Origin of the sequence: Actinomadura sp. KC345 (assembly GCF_004348515.1) — a bacterium.
Taxonomy (GTDB): domain Bacteria; phylum Actinomycetota; class Actinomycetes; order Streptosporangiales; family Streptosporangiaceae; genus Spirillospora.
On sequence record NZ_SMKH01000067.1, the window covers coordinates 1 to 16,513 of the forward strand.

The following is a 16,513-nucleotide window of genomic DNA, read 5'->3' on the forward strand; positions in this document are numbered from 1 at the left end:
GATGGCCGACAGAGTCGCCGATATATGGGGGGCGCGGACGCCTTATGGCGCCGGGGGAGAATGGCCCGTCCGCGTCGACCAGTACCTCCAAGAGGGGGTGTCCGAGGACGATGTCGCGTGGTCCCAGTCGGCCTGTGTGCTGTGCTCGAACGGCTGCGGCATGGACATCGGTGTCCGTGAGGGGCGCATCGTCGGTGTGCGGGGGCGGGCCGCGGACCGTGCCAACCACGGCAGGCTCGGGCCCAAGGGCCTGTTCGGGTGGCAGGCGAGCAACTCGCCGGAGAGGCTGACCCGGCCCCTGGTGCGGCGGGACGGGGAGTTGCGTCCGGCGGGCTGGGACGAGGCGATGGGCCTGGTCGTCGAGCGCACGCGGGAAGTCCTGGACGAGCGCGGCCCTCTCGGGATGGGTTTCTACAATTCCGGCCAGCTGTTCCTTGAGGACTACTACACGCTTTCTGTGCTCGTCCGGGCGGGTATCGGGACGCCGCATCTGGACGGCAACACGCGGCTGTGCACGGCCACCGCCGATTTCGCGCTGAAGGAGACCTTCGGCACCGATGGCGATCCCGGATCGATGGCGGACTTCGACGAATGCGACACGATCTTCGCCATCGGCCACAACATCGCCGAGACGCACACCGTCCTGTGGACGCGGATCCTCGACCGGCTCCACGGGCCCGACCGGCCGCGGCTGGTCGTGGTCGATCCGCGCCGGACGAAGGTCGCCCAGGAGGCGGACGTCCACCTGCCGATCCGCAGCGGCACGAACCTCGCGCTGCTGAACGGGATCCAGCACGAGCTGCTGGCCAACGGCTGGGTCGACCGGGATTTCATCGAGGACCACACGACCGGGGTCGGGAAGCTCGAACAGACCGCGAAGGAGTATCCGCCCGAGCGGGTCGCCGAGATCTGCGGTGTTCCGGCCGGCGACATCCGGGAGGCGGCGCGCGTCATCGGCACCGGCCGGCGCCTGGTCTCCACGTGCTTGCAGGGCGTGTACCAGTCGCACCAGGCGACCGCGTCCGCCTGCCAGGTCAACAACGTCAACCTGCTGCGCGGGATGGTCGGCAGGCCGGGCTGCACGGTCTTCCAGATGAACGGGCAGCCGACCGCGCAGAACACCCGCGAGACCGGCGCCAACGGCGACCTGGCCGGAATGCGGAATTGGCAGAACCCCGAGCATGTCCAGGAACTCGCCCGGATATGGAACGTCGACGACATCCAGATCCCGAGCTGGGCGCCGCCCACGCACATCATGCAGATGTTCCGCTATGCCGAGGAAGGGTCGATCCGCTTCCTGTGGATCGTCGGGACCAATCCGGCCGTCTCCCTCCCGGAACTGCACCGGATCCGCTCGATCCTGAAACAGGAACGGCTGTTCGTCGTGGTCAGCGACGCGTTCTTGACCGAGACGGCCCAGTTCGCCGACGTCGTCCTGCCCGCCGCGATGTGGGGGGAGAAGACCGGCACCTACACCAACCACGACCGGACGGTGCATCTGTCGGACCAGGCCGTCCGGCCGCCGGGCGACGCGCGGTCGGACATGGAGATCTTCCTCGACTACGCGCGCCGCCTGGAGTTGACCGACAAGGACGGAGCGCCATTGCCGACGTGGCGCACGCCCGAAGAATGCTTCGACGCGTTCAAGGAGATGACCCGTGGCCGCCCCTGCGACTACACCGGCCTCTCCTACGGCAAGCTCCGCGGCGGCAGCGGCATCCCCTGGCCGTGCAACGACCAGGCCCCTGACGGCACCGACCGGCTCTACACCGACCACCGGTTCAACACCGACACCGCCTACTGCGAGGACTACGGGCACGACCTGCTGACCGGCGCCGCCTATGAGCAGAAGGACCATGCGGCGATGGGCCCGGCGGGCCGCGCCGTCCTCAAGACCGCGCAGTACCTGCCGCCCCACGAGCCGCCCGGCGAGGAGTACCCGTTCCTGCTGAACACGGGACGTTCCGTCTACCACTGGCACACCCGCACCAAGACCGGACGCGCCCGCCAGCTCGACGCCGCGGCTCCCGACGTGTGGGTCGAGCTCTCACCGGCCGACGCGCAGCGGCTCGGGATCGTCGAAGGCGACATGGTCCGGGTCCGGTCCCCGCGGGGACGGCTGGAGGCCAAGGCCCGCGTCAGCGGGATCCGCGACGGCGTCGTCTTCGTGCCGTTCCACTACGGCGAGTGGCGCCGTGACGGTGAAGCCGACGAGCATTCGGGACCGCGTGCCGCCAACGAACTCACGATCACCGACTGGGATCCGGTCTCCAAACAGCCGGTGTTCAAGACGGCCGCCGTGCACGTCGAGAAACTCGCCGACGGGGACGGCGCGTCGCCCGCGCCGACGACCGCGGGCGCCGAGCCGCTGCCCGGCACCGGACGGGCGACGGCGGGCGGCGAAGGCGTCACCGAGACGTCCCCGGGAGGTGCGTCGTGAAGCTGGACCGGGCGATCAGGGAGGTCCAGGACGCCGAGGCCGATCTCGCCAAGGAGCTGCGCCACCTCGGCGAGCGGCACGCGGTCGAGCACGACCTCTACCACCTCGGCCTCACCCTCGCCCGGCAGTGCGCGGAGCACGTGGAGCGGCTCGCCCCGTTCGCCGAGCGGTACGGCGTCTCGCAGCCCAGGGTCGACGCTTCCCCCGGCCTCCTGGACGCCCTCCGGAGCACCGGCGCGCGGCTGGTCGGCCGTTCGGAGGCCGTCGGCGTCCTGCTGCTGCGGGACCTGCGCGACCTCTACCTCGGCGCGCAGGAGGCGGAGATCGCCTGGGTGATCCTCGCCCAGGCCGCACAGGCATCCCGCGACCGCGACCTGCTCCAGGTCACCGAGACCTGCCACCAGGCCGCGGAAACACGCGGGAAGTGGCTCCGGACCCGCATCAAGGTCACCGCCCCGCAAGTCCTGGCAAGCGGCTGAGGCAACGCCTCTAGGAGCGGGTTATCGAGTCGGCGCCGAGCAGGGACTTGATGTCGCTGAAGAAGGACGCGTCCGGGGTGACCTGGAAGGGGGCCAGGTCGAACAGGACGTTGGTGTGGGCCCGGCGGAGCAGGAGGTGTACCGGGGCGGTGCCTGGGTGGTCCTGGAGGATCCCTTTCAGGTCTCGGACGAGGCGCGGCGTCGTCCGGGCCTCCGCGAGCGTGATCACGACGGGCGGTTCGGCGGCGGCCGGGCCGGACACGTCCAGGACGGTCACCTCCTCGGCGTAGACGCTGATCGTGTCGTCCCGCACGTTGACCCGCCCCTGGAGCGACACCACGCGGTCCTCGGCCAGGGCCTCGCCGTAGAGCAGGTACGTCTTCGGGAAGACCAGGCACTCCACCGAGGCGTCGTGGTCCTCCACGGTGACGATCGCCCATGGGCTGCCCTGCTTGGTGACCTTGCGCTGGAGGGCGGAGACGATGCCGCTGAGGCGGACCCGCCCGTCCGCCCGGCCGGAGGCGAGCAGTTCGGCGACCGTGCGGTCGCGGTGGCGGGCGAGGACCGCCTCGGCGCCGTCCAGGGGGTGGCTCGACACGTAGAGGCCGAGCATCTCGCGTTCGTAGGCGAGCAGGGTGGGCTGGTCCCATTCGCCGTCCGGAACGGTGACCGCGAGCCCTCCGGCGTCCGGTCCGGTGGTCGCGCCGAACAGGGCGTCCTGGCCTTGGGCCTCGCGTCGCTTGACGTCCACCACCGCGTCGGCGGCCTGTTCGTGGACGGCGACGATCCCCTTGCGGTGGTGGCCGAGGCCGTCGAACGCGCCCGCCTTCGCCAGCGATTCGAGCACGCGCTTGTTGCACACCTGCGCGGGCACCTTGGCGAGGAAGTCGTCGAACGAGCTGTAGGCGCCCTTGTCCCCGCGCGTCCGGACGATCGCGTCGACCACGCCCGCGCCGACGTTGCGGACGGCGCCCAGGCCGAATCGGATGTCGTCCCCTACCGCGGCGAAGTCGAGCACGCTCTGGTTCACGTCCGGTGGCAGGACGCGGATGCCCAGGCGGCGGCAGTCGGACAGGTAGACGCCCATCTTGTCCTTGTCGTCGCCTACTGAGCTGAGGAGCGCGGCCATGTACTCGGCGGGAAAGTTCGCCTTGAGGTAGGCAGTCCAGTACGAGACGAGCCCGTATCCGGCCGTGTGGGACTTGTTGAAGCCGTAGCCGCTGAACGGGACGAGCACGTCCCATACCGCCTTGACGGCCTCGCCGGAGAAGCCGTTCTCCCGCATCCCGGACGAGAACCGCTCCCATTCGGCGTCCAGGACTTCTTTCTTCTTCTTGCCCATGGCGCGTCGCAGCATGTCGGCGGCGCCGAGCGAGTACCCGGCGAGCTGCTGTGCGATGGCCATGACCTGTTCCTGGAAGACGACCAGGTGGAAGGTGTCGCCCAGGATCGGTTCCAGGGCGTCCTCCAGTTCCGGGTGGATGGGCTCGACCTTCTGGCGGCCCGTCTTGCGCAGCGCGTAGTTGGTGTGGGCGTCCATCTCCATCGGGCCGGGCCGGTACAGGGCGTTCACGGCGGCGATGTCGGTGAAGGTGGTCGGCCGCATCATCCGCAGGAGGACGCGCATGCCGCCGCTGTCGAGCTGGAAGACGCCGAGCGTGTCGCCGCGCGCGAGCAGCTCGTAGGTCTTCGGGTCGTCGAGCGGCGCGGTGCGGACGTCCACGTCGATGCCCCGGTTCGCCTTGACGCCCGCGACGGCGTCGTGGATGACCGTGAGGTTGCGCAGGCCGAGGAAATCCATCTTCAGCAGGCCCATGTCCTCGGCCTGCGTGAACGGGAAGCCGGTGACGACCGGGCCGTCGGCCTTCGGGCGGGCGAGGGGCAGCACGTCCAGCAGCGGTTCGGACGACAGGATCACTCCGGCGGCGTGCACGCCCGTGCCGCGGGTGAGGCCCTCGACGCCGACGGCCGTGTCGATGACGCGTTTGACGTCCGGTTCTTCCGCGTACATCCGGCGGAGTTCGGCGGCCTCGCCGTGCCGCCGGTGGGACGCGTCGTGGATGGCGGACAGCGGGATCTCCTTGCCGCCCTCGGCCGCCGGGAACGCCTTGGTGATGCGGTCGCCGAGCGCGTACGGGAGGCCGAGCACGCGGCAGGCGTCCTTCGCCGCCGCCTTCGCCTTGATGGTGCCGAACGTGACGATCTGGCAGACGCGGTCCGTCCCGTACCGGCGGGTGACGTAGTCGATCATCTCCTCGCGGCGGCGGTCGTCGAAGTCGAGGTCGACGTCCGGCATCGTGATCCGCTCGGGGTTGAGGAAGCGCTCGAAGATCAGCCGGTGCTCGATGGGATCCAGTTCGGTGATGCCGACGCAGTAGGCGACCATCGAGCCGGTGGCCGAGCCGCGTCCGGGGCCGAGGCCGATGCCGGTCTCGCGGGCGTGCCGGCAGATGTCGGCGACGACGAGGAAGTACCCGGGAAACCCCATGTCGGTGATGACGGACAGCTCGTAGTCGATCCGGTCGAGGACGTCCTGTGGCGGTTCGTCGCCGTAGCGGCGCCGGGCGCCCCGGAGGGTCTCGGCGCGCAGCCACGACGCCTCGGTCTCGCCGTCCGGGACGGGGAAGCGCGGCATCAGGTCGCGATGCGCGAACACCTCGCCGTAGTCGCCGACACGGTCGGCGATCAGGAGGGTGTTGTCGCAGGCCCCAGGCACCTCCGCGTCCCACATCGCCCGCATCTCCGTCGCAGACTTGATGTAGTAGCCAGTGCCGCCGAACCGGAACCGGTTCTCGTCGGCGAGCCGCTTGCCGGTGCCGATGCACAGGAGCGCGTCGTGCGCCTCGGCCTGGCTCTCGGTGACGTAGTGGGAGTCGTTCGTGGCCAGGGGCGGGATGTCCAGGTCCCTGCCGAGCCTGAGCAGGTCCTCGCGGACGCGGCGCTCGATCGCCAGGCCGTGGTCCATCAGTTCCAGGTAGTAGTTCGCGGGGCCGAAGATGTCGCGGTACCGGGCGGCGGCCTCGACCGCCTCCGCGTACTGGCCGAGCCGCAGCCGCGTCTGCACCTCTCCGGACGGGCAGCCGGTGGTCGCGATGAGGCCCGCCCCGTGCTCGGCGAGCAGCTCGTCGTCCATGCGCGGATACTTCTGGACGTGTCCCTCCAGCCAGGCGCGGGACTGCAACCGGAACAGGTTCCGCAGGCCCGCCGCGTCCGCCGCCCACATCGTCATGTGCGTGTAGAGGCCCCGCCCGGACACGTCGCCGCCCGCGCCGGTCGTGTCGTCCGACTTGCGCAGGGACGGGTCGTCGCTCCAGAACACGGGCTTGCGGTGGTGCCGGGACGCGGGCGCGACGTACGCCTCGATGCCGATGACCGGCTTCACTCCCGCCTTGCCCGCCGCGTGGAAGAACTCGTAGGCGCCGTGCACGTTGCCGTGGTCGCTCATCGCGACCGCGGGCATGCCCTGGCGGGCGACCTCGTCCATCAGCGGGCCGACCTTGGCGGCGCCGTCGAGCATCGAGTACTCGGTATGGACATGCAGATGGACGAACGAGTCCACGACCCCTCCCGGTTGTCGCCGAACCATGCGGCGCACGTATTCGACCCGTAGGTAGAGTCACTCGTCCAACAATCAACACGCCCACTCCAACAAGCGCTGGTTGTAAAAGGAGCTGGATGGACCTGGACCTCGGCGCGGTGCGCGCCTTCATCGCCGTCGTCGACGACCGCCACTTCGGCGACGCCGCCGCCCGGCTCGGCATCAGCCAGCAGGCCGTCTCGAAGCGCATCGCCAGACTGGAGGCCGACCTCGGCGCGCCCCTCCTGCACCGCACCCGCAGCGGCGCCGAACCCACCGACGACGGCACGTACTTCCTCGTCCACGCCCGGACGCTCGTCGACCTCGCCGACCGGACGGTGGACCTCGTCCGCAACCGGCACCGCGCGCTCCGGGTGGACGTGATGAGCACGCGCGTGGCGTCAGCCGACCTGATCAGGCGCTTCCACGAGACGGCGCCCGACGTGGAGATCGACCTCGCGACCTCCACCGACGGCCTCGCCGGCGGGCTGCCCGCCCTCACGCGGGGTTCGGTCGACGCGTTCATCAGCCGCGCCACCGGAGACCTCGGCGAGGTCGAGGCGCAACCCGCCTACCTGGAGCCCATGCACATCCTTGTCGGCCGCGGGCACCCCCTCGCCGGAGCGGACCGCGTGGCGATGGCCGATCTCGCCGGGCTGAGCGCGTGGATCCCGGGCGCCCGGCGGCCCGAGACCGAGTGGGCCGACTTCTACCGCGCGCTCAGCGCGGAGTTCGGCGTCGGGATCGCCACCTCGGGCCCCTCCTTCGGGTTCGACGACGAGGTGGACAGGGTCGCCGCGTCCCCCGACCTGTTCACCTTCGTCGGCGAACGCGCCCGCATCCCGTGGAACCCCGGCACCGTCCAGATCCCGATCGTCGACCCGGTCGTCGTCTTCCCCTGGTCGCTGCTGTGGCATCCGCGGAACCGCCACCCCGTCCTGCCGCGCCTCATCGCGCACCTCCGGGACGGTTTCCGCCCGTACCGCCCTGGCCGCGAGTGGCTCCCACCCACCGACCGCCCCACCTGGGCCCGGTGAACGCCCCCGGCCGGGGAGGCGGTCAGGCGTGGAGCGCGACCTTCTCGTGCCGGATCGCCGGCCCTCCCGGGCAGCGGGTGCAGGCGCCCCGCCGCCGGTAGTAGTACGCCATCGCGGCACCGGCGAGCAGCGGACCCCAGAGGGCCAGCGGCACGAACGCCACGACGCCCAGCAGATCGAGTTCGCCCTTCGCGGCGCTCACGGCGATGAAGACGGTGAGGAGGCCGAGCATCACCGAGACCGTGAGCGCCGCGAAGGTCGGTCCGGCGACCTGGATGGAGCGGCCGTGAAGCACGGGAATCCACCGCGGCCACACCTCGCCCCAGGGACGGATCAGGCCGCGGGTGAGGATCGCGCCGCCCTCCGAGGCGAAGCCGAGCAGGACGCCGGTGATCCAGATTCCCCAGCCCGCGCCCTCCGGGAAGGCGATCGGCCAGGGGGTGAACCAGGTCAGGCGGGCGAGCCCGTAGGGCAGCGGCATGATCGCCGCGATGATCGTGATCCTGCGTCCCCAGCGCGCGGCGGACTCCGGGCTCGTCCAAGCGGCGCCGGGCCGGCCGCAGGCGGCGCAGCGGCCGTTGCCCACCCGGTACGACGTCACCGTCAGGGCGGCCCAGACGAGGCCCCCCGCCACGGCGAACAACGCCCAATGCGCCCCCTGGACGACCACGACGACGGCGGCGAAGATCAGCCCGGCCGCCACGGGCGTGCCCACCATCATCGACGTGCCCCTGATCCCGAGGCCGAACGCCCGCGACAGAAGCGCCGCGATCAAGGCCGGTGGTCCGGCGAACGCGAGGGCGTAGGCGAGGGCGAGCAGCGGCATGTGCCCCGAAACGGCCACGCAGAGACCGGTGAGCACGGCCGCGAGGATCAGCAGGGGGAGCCGCACGGGCGTCGTCGGTCGCGGCCGGTGGCGCAGGGCGAGCGCGACGGCGGCGCCGGTGCCGCCGATCACCAGGAGCCAGGGCGCCCCGACCTCGAAGGCGAGCGAGTTACTGTCGGCGTCGCCCCGGCCGAGGAGCAGCGCCGACGGCTGGAGCGTCCACCACAGCCCCAGCCCGGCCGTCACCACCGACCAGCAGGCCGCCAACAGAGTGGTCCACCGATGTGCGTTCATCTCTCCCTCTCCGACCCGCCTCAGAACGCTTCAATCGTCGGACCAGGCGCGACGCGGCACATCACCCGCGAGAACCCGCCGCCTCCCCCATAAGGGCCAGCCTCGGCATGCAGCGCGCCGCCACGAACTCCCCGGGACGGGGGAGGCGCGAGAACCGGCTTTCTGCGAGCCTCCTCGAATGGAACGGGAGAACACGGCCGCCAAGGTGCCCACTTCGGTGTTCTCGGCATCGGTCCGGCCGCGACACTGCGATGCGCAAGGCATGCTGCACGCCAGCCGTTACTACGAGTACTTCGAGGACGCGTTCCTCGCCTGGCTGGACGATCACATCGGCGGCTACGAGGCGCTCCGCGCGACCGGCGTCGACATGGTCGTGGTCGTAAGCGGCTGCGAACACCGCCGCGGCGCCGCCCTCGGTGAACGGCTCGCGATCGAGGTGCGGCCGGTCGCCGCGGGCCGGACATCGCTGTCGATGACCTTCACCTTCCGGGGCGGCGCCGGGGACGTCCTCGCGACCGGTCACACGACCTATGTGGCGGTGTCCGCCGACGGCCCGGTCACGCTGCCCGAACGGCTGCGGGCCCTCACCGAGGGCCTGCCGTCGGCGTAGCCGAGCGGTCGGCAGGCCGCACCGGGCGGGCGGCGGTCAGTCGAGGCAGAACTCGTTGCCTTCGGGGTCGGCCATCACGATGTGACCCGCTCCCATCGGGGGGTCCGGGTTCGTGGCGGTGGAGGTGTGGCGCCGTTGAGGCAAGGCTTCCGCCCGACTTGGTGCTCCTGTGGTGCAAGTCACCGAAGTGGCGGTTGTCGAACGTGCGGAGTCGCGAACGGTACCCAGTGCGACATCCGCAACGGGTGTTCGCGTCACCAACGCAAAGAAAGGATTTTCATCATGAATCGCGCAACCTGCAGCTGCGGTACCACGATGGTGCCGAACCCTCCCCTGGGAGAGGTCTGCCCGAACTGCAGCCGCTTATCAGCTCCCTCGCTCCCTGTGATGGGGGTCGTCGGTGAGTTAGCGACCTTCCTCTGCTGTGCGCAGAGGGAGGTCGCCTCTTTTTTTGCTTGAAAGACGCGAAAGAAGGGCGCGACTGATCTGCCGTCCCTCTGCCAGGACGGCATGACGCACGGCCGGGTCATGGCCGGGCGGCGGTCAGTCGAGGCAGAATTCGTTGCCTTCGGGGTCGGCCATCACGATGTGACCCGCTCCCATCGGGAGCGCGGGTTCGTGGCGCTGGAGGCGGGTGGCGCCGTGGGAGGCCAGGCGTTCGGCCTCCTTCTCCAGGGCGGCCATCCGGGCGTCGCCTTCGAGGCCGGGAGCGGCCCGCACGTCGAGGTGGACGCGGTTCTTCGCCTGCTTGCCCTCCGGTACGCGCTGGAAGAACAGCCGTGGTCCGGAGCCGTCGGGGTCGAGCACCGCCGAGGCGTCGTTGCGGTTCTCCGGTGGGACGCCCATCGCCTCCAGGGCCTCCTCCCAGGACGCGAAGTCTCCGGGCGGGTCTTGAAGCCGGTAGCCGAGGGCTTCGGCCCAGAACGCGGAGAGGGCGGCCGGGTCGGCGCAGTCGAAAGTGATCTGTATGTCGCGAGCCATGTCAGCTCGCCTCCTTCTTCGTGTGCAGGTAGAGGTCGCGGAGCAGGGCCACCTCGGACAGGTGGTGGATCAGCTCCCGGTTGATGTGCAGGACGAGTCTTCCCATCGGATCCTCGGCGAAAGGTCCCTCGGCCGGTCCGCAGGGACGGGCCAGGCCGGTTTCGCCGAGGGACGCGACGCCGTCCAGCCAGGCGGCGTACTCGGCGTCGAGCTGGGCCAGCGCCTCAGCCGCGGTCGCCGCGTACGCGAACGTGTTGTAGTCGGTCTCCGCGCGGCCGAAGTGCGAGGCGTTGCGCATCGCGAGGACGCCGACGATGACGTGCCCGAGCCGCCAGGCGATCGTCGTAAGCGGCGCGGGGTCGGGCTCGGGGAACGCGAAGTCGATGGTCATCGCGCCGGACCCGGCCTGGACCGGTGCGGTGCCGGTGCCGCGCGGGCGCACGTTCCAGCAGCCGGGCGCCGGCGCCCAGAAGTACTCGTCGTCGGTGAGCCCGTCGAGGCGGTCGCGGAGCTGGTTCGTCCAGTGCCAGGTGATCTGGTCGCGGAGCAGCGCGTTCCAGGCCTGGCCGGTCGTGGTGTCCGTCATGGCTCCAGCCTGGCGCAGATAGCGGACAGGATCGTTCCGCGTTGTGTGCCACGATGCGAGTGTGAGTGTGGAGGCGACGACCGAGCGAGTCCTGCGGCTGCTCATGCTGCTCCAGCGCAAGCCGTCCTGGACCGCGGCCGAGCTCGCCGTCGAGCTGGGGGTCACCGACCGTTCGGTGCGCCGCGACGTGGAGCGGCTGCGCGCGGTGGGCTACCCGGTGCACGCGACGGCGGGCGTGGGCGGCGGCTACCAGCTCGGCGCGGGGACCCGGCTTCCGCCGCTGCTGCTGGACGACGAGGAGGCGATCGCGACGGCGGTGTCGCTGCGGATGGCGTCCGGGGGCACGGTCGCGGGGGCGGGCGAGGCGGCGCTGCGGGCGCTCACCAAGCTCGACCAGGTGATGCCGCCCCGCCTGCGCGCCGAGGTGCGGGCGGTGCACGGCGCGACCGCGACCCTGGCCGGGCCCGCGGCCGAGATCGACGCCGAACTGCTGGTGACGCTCGCGCGGGCCTGCCGCGACGCGACGCGGGTCCGGTTCCGCTACACCGGCCGCGGCGGCGAGGAACGGGAGCGCACGGTGGAGCCGGTGCGAATGGTCGCCACCGGCCGCCGCTGGTACCTGATGGCCTGGGACGTCGACCGCGACGACTGGCGCACCTTCCGGCTCGACCGGATGGCCGGCGCGGAGGCGACGACCTGGCACTTCCGCGCTCGGGAGCATCCGGACCCGGTCGCCTATGTCCAGCGGTCGGTGACCGCGGCGCCCTACCGGCATCTCGCCCGGGTGCGGCTGCACGCCCGCCCCGAGCAGGTGCGGGAGCTGGTGCCGCCTCAGGTCGGACGCGTTGAGGACGACGGCGACGGATGGTGCGTCCTCATCGCGGGCGGAGACGACCTGGACTGGCTGGCCGTCCACGTCGCCCGCCTCGGCTTCGAGGCCGAGGTGCTGGAGCCGTCCGAGCTGCGCCAGGCCACCGCGAGCCTCGCCCACCGCCTCGCGACCATGGCGAACCGCCCCACCGCTCCCTGACCCACGCCCCCTCGCACAAGGCCGTCACAGCCCTGGGCGGTGCGCATACCCTCGAACTGGCGGTCCGCGAAAGGCGGCGGCCCGGACGGCGCCCCGGACGGCGCCCCGGACGGCGCCCCGCTGGACCGCCTCACCTGACGACCGCGCCCCGACGACATCTTCGCGGCCATCGACCCGGCTCCCGCATCTCGTGCGTGGTGTCCCCCTAGCGAGGGACCTGGGAGTGTCCTCCTTGTGGTGATTATTTCGGGGTGTCGGGTTCGTAGCGTTTCCGTGGTGCGCGGCGGTCGGCCGTGGTGTCTCGCGGAGGGGCGGCATGCGAGTGTTGGAGGCACGTTATCGGGCGGAAGCGCCTCGTTCGGGGTTCCGTGACCGCTACGCTCGCGCAGTGGTTGATCTTCGTCGGGCCACGGACGTGTGGCGGCGGTTGGACGTCACGGTTCGGGATCTCCCCTTCCCCCTGATACTGGCCGTGGTCTCCCTCCTGCCGGAGTTCCAGGGCAAGGGGACGCAGTTCGGGGACGTGCCGGCACGCGCCTACGACGACTGGGCCGTCCTCGCGGTGCTCCTGCAGTGCTTCCCGCTCGTCCTGCGGCGGCGGTGGCCGGCGGTCTGCCTCGCCCTGGTGTCGATGGGCTTCGTCCTCGACCAGCTTCGCGGCTACCACGCGTTCGCGGGAATGGGGATGGCCCTGGCACTGGTCAGTGCGGGCGCCCACCTGACGAGTCGCCGGCGCGTGATCGCGGTCCTGCTCTCCGTGGCGTACGTGCCGGTGGTGGTCGCGCTCGACCGGATCGCCCCGACCGAGGCGCCGGAGGGGTTCGTGATGTTCTACGTGGTGCTGGCCGCCGCGTGGGGCGTCGGGACCTGGCTGCGCAACACGCGGATCGCCGAGGCCGAACGGCGGCGGCACGTCGCCGAGGCCACCCGCACCGCCGAGCGGACCCGCATCGCCCGCGAACTGCACGACGTGGTGACCCACCACGTGACGGCGATGGTCGTGCAGACCGAGGCGGCGCGGTACCTGACCGCCGCGCCCGACCGCCTCGACGAGACGCTGAACGCCGTCACCGACACCGGCCGGCGGGCCATCGGCGACCTGCGGCACCTGCTCGACCTGCTCAACCCCGACCACGACACCGACGCCCGGACGCCGTCCACCGGAGAGCTCCGCACGCTCGTGGAGCAGACGCGCCGGGCCGGGCAGCCGGTCGAGTTCACCCAGGAGGGCACGCCCGCGGAGTCGGCCGGGAGCGCCGAGTTCGTGGCCTACCGGGTGGTGCAGGAGGCCCTGACGAACGCCCTCAAGTACGCCCATGGCAGCCGCACCGGAGTCAGCGTGCGCTATGGCGAGAAGGAGATCACCGTGGAGGTCGGCAACGACGGGTCCGGCTCGCGGACCGGGGCCCCCGGCGGCAGCGGGCGCGGCCTGGTCGGGCTCCGCGAACGCGTCGACGCCCTGGGCGGCGAGTTCAGCGCCGACGGGACGGACGGCGGCTTCGTCGTGCGGGCGCGCATCCCCGCGGGGAGCACGTCGTGACCGCGCCGGTCCGGGTCCTGGTCTGCGACGACCAGCCGCTGATCCGCACCGGGTTCGTGACGATCATCGACGCGCAGCCCGACCTGGAGGTGGTGGGCGAGTGCGCGGACGGGCAGGCCGCGGTCGACCTCGCCCGGCAGGTGAAGCCGGACATGGTGGTGATGGACGTCCGGATGCCGGTCCTCGACGGAATCGAGGCGACCCGCCGGCTCGCCGGGTCCGGGGTGGCGCAGCCCGTCAAGGTGCTCGTGGTGACGACGTTCAACCTGGACGAGTACGTGTACGAGGCGCTGCGCGCGGGCGCGAGCGGGTTCCTGCTCAAGGACGCCCCGCCGGCGCAACTGCTGCACGGCATCCGCACGGTCGCGTCCGGCGCCGCGCTCCTGGCCCCCGAGGTGACGCGGCAGCTCGTGGGCAGGTACGCGGAGCGCATCCGCCCCGCCGAGACCCCCGCGGACGACGGTCCGCTGACCCCGCGCGAACTGGACGTGCTCCGCCTCATCGCCGACGGCCGGTCCAACAGCGAGATCGCCGCGACGCTGGTCATCAGCCAGGAGACCGTCAAGACCTATGTCTCGCGCATCCTCACCAAGCTCGACCTGCGCGACCGCGTGCAGGCGGTCGTCTACGCCTACCGCAGCGGCTTGGTGACCTGAGCCCTCCTCCGCCCGCCGGAGCCCGCCTGCCGGACGGTGAGAACGGCCGACAGCAGCTTGCGGGTGTACTCGTGCTCGGGATCGCGGCGTACCTTCCGCCATTCGCCGGTCTCGACGGCGACGCCCTTGTAGAGGACGACGACGCGTTCCGCGAGCGCGGACACCGTGGCCATGTCGTGCGTGATCAGCAGGTACGAGAGCCCGAGGCGCTCCTGGAGCTCCCGCATCGTCTCCAGGATCCGGCCGCGCACCGACAGGTCGAGGGACGCGGTCGGCTCGTCCAGCACCACGAACTCCGGCTCGGTCACGATCGCGCGGGTGATCCCGGCCCGCTGCTGCTGGCCGCCGCTCAGCTCGCGCGGGTAGCGGTCCCACAGCCCGGGGTCCAGGTGCGCCAGCTCCATGGCGTGCTCGGCGCGCTCGCGGCGCTCGGCGGGGCCGAGGCCGGGGAAGTGGATGTCCAGCGGTTCGGTGACCGACTGGCCGAGGGTGCGCCGGGGGTTCAGCGCCAGCTCCGGTTCCTGGAGGACGATCGAGGTCTTGCGGCGGAACGCGGCGAGCCGCTCGCGGTCGAACCCGGCGAAGTCCGCGCCGTCCGACAGGAGCCGCCCCCGGTCGAACGGCTCGGCGCCCAGGCAGATCCGGCCCAGCGTGGACTTGCCCGACCCGCTCTCGCCGATGAGCCCGAGCGTCCGGCCGGGCTCGACGGCCAGCGACACCCCCCGGACGGCCTCGACCGCGTTCTTGCCGCGCCCGTAGGTCTTGTGCACCTCTTCCAGCGCCAGCCGGCTCATCGGGCGGCCCCTTCTTCGATGTCCCCGGCGGAGGCGGCCTCCACCAGGGAGCGCGTGTACTCGTGCCTCGGCGCCGCGAACACCTCGCCGACCGGGCCGTCCTCCACCAGGCGGCCGCTGCGCATCACGTACACCCGGTCGCAGTAGTGCGCGACCACGCCGAGGTCGTGGGTGACGATGAGGACGCTCTTCCCGTCCTCCTGGCAGATCCGGCTCAGCAGGTCGAGGATCTCCCGCTGGACGGTGACGTCCAGCGCCGTGGTGGGCTCGTCCGCGACGACCAGCTCGGGTCCCAGCAGCAGCGACATCGCGATCACCACGCGCTGCGCCATCCCGCCGCTCAGCTCGCCGGAGAACCCGGCCAGCACGCGCCCGGGGTCGGCGATCTCGACCCTGGCGAGCATCTCCCGCGCGGCCTTGTCCGTCCATGCCCGGCTCTTGCCGTGCGCCCGGCCCACCTGGCGGAACTGCCGGTCCAGGCGGACGACCGGGTTCAGGGCGCTCCACGGCTGCTGCGGGACGAAGCCGATCCGGGCGCCGCGCAGCCGCCGCAGCTCCTTGGCGGACAGGGCCGTCAGGTCGGTGCCGCGGAACTCGCTGGTGCCGCCGGCGAGCGTCCCGTTGCGGGGCAGCATCCGCAGTGCCGCCCGCAGCGACACCGACTTGCCCGAGCCGGTCTCGCCGATGATCCCGACGAACTCGCCGGCGGCGATGTCGAACGACATGTCCTCGACGACCCGTGTCCGCCGCCCGTCGCGGGCGAAGTCCACGCTCAGCTCGCGGACGGCCAGCAGCGGCCCTCCGGCGTCCTTCTCACTCACTGGACCTCCCTGGCGAAGTGCGCGTCCAGGCTGTCGGCGATCAGGTTGAACGCGACGATGGCCCACACCAGCGCCAGGCTCGGGAACAGCACCGGCCACCACTGGCCGCTGGTGATCCCGGCGACGCCGGACTGCACCATCGCGCCCCAGCTCGGCGTCGGCGGGGCGATGCCGAGCCCGAGGAACGACATGGCGCCGATCGCGCCCAGCGCCAGCGCGCCGCCCAGGCTGGCCTGGCTCAGCACGGCGCCGCTGACGTTCGGCAGGACGTGCCGCCGCAGCACGTGCGACCGCTTCGCGCCGATCACCTCGGCGAAGAACACGAACCGGGACTCGCGCACGTGCAGCGCCTCGGCCCGGGTCAGCCGGATGAACCGGGGCATGTTGATGATCGCGATCGTGCCCGCCAGCACCGCCATCCCGCCCCCGCTGATCTGGACAATCACCAGGATCAGGATCAGCAGCGGGAACGCCTGGAAGCCGTCCACCACGCGCATGATCGGCTCGGCGTAGCGGTTGCGGGTGCTCGCCAGCAGCCCCAGCAGCGTCCCGGCGACCAGGGCGATCATCGTGCCGCCGAGGGCGATCGGCAGGTCGGCGGCACCGGCGGCCAGGGTGCGGACGAACACGTCCCGTCCCGTCTCGTCGGTGCCGAACCAGTGGTCGGCGGACGGGCCCTGCAACACGGCGTCGACGTCCACGGCGTCCGTGTCGGCCCACAACCGCGTGACGAGGGCGCCGGCGAACAGGACGGCGAGCATGCCCAGCCCGACCCACACCCCGAGCAGCCGCCGCCCGCGACGCGGGCGGCCGGTCTCGGCTTTCATCGCGTCTCCCTTGGT

At 71.6% G+C, this 16,513-nt stretch carries 14 protein-coding genes; 7 read left to right on the top strand and 7 right to left on the bottom strand.

Going from position 1 to position 16,513, the window contains the following annotated elements; all coding sequences use genetic code 11:
- A partial coding sequence (locus tag E1281_RS13880) for a nitrate reductase (RefSeq protein ID WP_131878085.1) occupies window positions 1–2,440 on the top strand: 2,440 nt, incomplete at its 5' end.
- Window positions 2,437–2,919: a hypothetical protein gene (locus E1281_RS13885; protein ID WP_131878087.1), complete on the top strand. Its 483-nt coding sequence runs from the start codon at window positions 2,437–2,439 to the stop codon at window positions 2,917–2,919. The genes E1281_RS13880 and E1281_RS13885, both read left to right, overlap by 4 nt.
- Window positions 2,920–2,929: 10 nt before the next feature.
- On the opposite strand, the gene dnaE is transcribed toward E1281_RS13885, so the two are convergent.
- A complete protein-coding gene (gene dnaE, locus E1281_RS13890; RefSeq protein ID WP_131878089.1) occupies window positions 2,930–6,505 on the bottom strand; it encodes a DNA polymerase III subunit alpha in 3,576 nt (1,191 codons plus the stop codon).
- An 89-nt stretch (window positions 6,506–6,594) separates the two neighbouring features.
- Between dnaE and E1281_RS13895 the strand changes: the two genes are divergently transcribed.
- On the top strand, window positions 6,595–7,533 hold the full coding sequence (locus E1281_RS13895) for a LysR family transcriptional regulator (RefSeq protein ID WP_131878091.1): 939 nt from the start codon (window positions 6,595–6,597) through the stop codon (window positions 7,531–7,533).
- Window positions 7,534–7,555: 22 nt separating this feature from the next.
- Here the strand turns inward: E1281_RS13895 and E1281_RS13900 are convergent, their stop codons facing one another.
- Window positions 7,556–8,653, bottom strand: coding sequence for a hypothetical protein (locus E1281_RS13900; RefSeq protein ID WP_165958919.1), 1,098 nt, complete (start codon window positions 8,651–8,653; stop codon window positions 7,556–7,558).
- Between the two features lie 178 nt (window positions 8,654–8,831).
- Between E1281_RS13900 and E1281_RS40225 the strand changes: the two genes are divergently transcribed.
- Window positions 8,832–9,263, top strand: coding sequence for an acyl-CoA thioesterase (locus E1281_RS40225; protein ID WP_347813286.1), 432 nt, complete (start codon window positions 8,832–8,834; stop codon window positions 9,261–9,263).
- A 543-nt stretch (window positions 9,264–9,806) separates the two neighbouring features.
- On the opposite strand, the gene E1281_RS13915 is transcribed toward E1281_RS40225, so the two are convergent.
- Together E1281_RS13915 and E1281_RS13920 are read right to left on the bottom strand one after the other, a co-directional pair.
- A complete protein-coding gene (locus E1281_RS13915; protein WP_131878097.1) occupies window positions 9,807–10,244 on the bottom strand; it encodes a VOC family protein in 438 nt (145 codons plus the stop codon).
- Window position 10,245: 1 nt separating this feature from the next.
- The gene (locus E1281_RS13920; protein ID WP_131878099.1) at window positions 10,246–10,830 is read right to left on the bottom strand and encodes a DinB family protein; all 585 of its coding nucleotides are present in this window, start codon (window positions 10,828–10,830) and stop codon (window positions 10,246–10,248) included.
- Between the two features lie 61 nt (window positions 10,831–10,891).
- Here E1281_RS13920 and E1281_RS13925 point away from each other — a divergent pair, with 61 nt between their 5' ends.
- The 3 genes from E1281_RS13925 to E1281_RS13935 all read left to right on the top strand — a co-directional run bounded on the left by E1281_RS13925 (window position 10,892) and on the right by E1281_RS13935 (window position 14,056).
- Window positions 10,892–11,860 (top strand): YafY family protein, encoded by a 969-nt coding sequence (locus E1281_RS13925; protein WP_207943277.1) that lies wholly within the window; start codon window positions 10,892–10,894, stop codon window positions 11,858–11,860.
- Window positions 11,861–12,248: 388 nt separating this feature from the next.
- A complete protein-coding gene (locus tag E1281_RS13930; protein ID WP_131878101.1) occupies window positions 12,249–13,400 on the top strand; it encodes a histidine kinase in 1,152 nt (383 codons plus the stop codon).
- Window positions 13,397–14,056 carry a response regulator transcription factor gene (locus E1281_RS13935; protein WP_131878103.1) on the top strand — a complete coding sequence of 220 codons (660 nt, stop codon included), beginning with the start codon at window positions 13,397–13,399 and terminating at the stop codon, window positions 14,054–14,056. The genes E1281_RS13930 and E1281_RS13935 overlap by 4 nt, the downstream gene beginning before the upstream one ends.
- Here E1281_RS13935 and E1281_RS13940 read toward each other — a convergent pair.
- Genes E1281_RS13940 through E1281_RS13950 form a run of 3 tightly spaced genes read right to left on the bottom strand, consistent with a single transcriptional unit; the run spans window position 14,032 to window position 16,498 of the window.
- Window positions 14,032–14,850, bottom strand: coding sequence for a dipeptide/oligopeptide/nickel ABC transporter ATP-binding protein (locus E1281_RS13940; protein ID WP_131878104.1), 819 nt, complete (start codon window positions 14,848–14,850; stop codon window positions 14,032–14,034). The genes E1281_RS13935 and E1281_RS13940 overlap by 25 nt on opposite strands.
- Window positions 14,847–15,671 carry an ABC transporter ATP-binding protein gene (locus tag E1281_RS13945; RefSeq protein WP_131878106.1) on the bottom strand — a complete coding sequence of 275 codons (825 nt, stop codon included), beginning with the start codon at window positions 15,669–15,671 and terminating at the stop codon, window positions 14,847–14,849. The genes E1281_RS13940 and E1281_RS13945 overlap by 4 nt, the downstream gene beginning before the upstream one ends.
- Window positions 15,668–16,498 carry an ABC transporter permease gene (locus tag E1281_RS13950; protein ID WP_165958921.1) on the bottom strand — a complete coding sequence of 277 codons (831 nt, stop codon included), beginning with the start codon at window positions 16,496–16,498 and terminating at the stop codon, window positions 15,668–15,670. Before E1281_RS13950 ends, E1281_RS13945 begins: the two co-directional genes overlap by 4 nt.
- Window positions 16,499–16,513 lie beyond the last annotated feature (15 nt).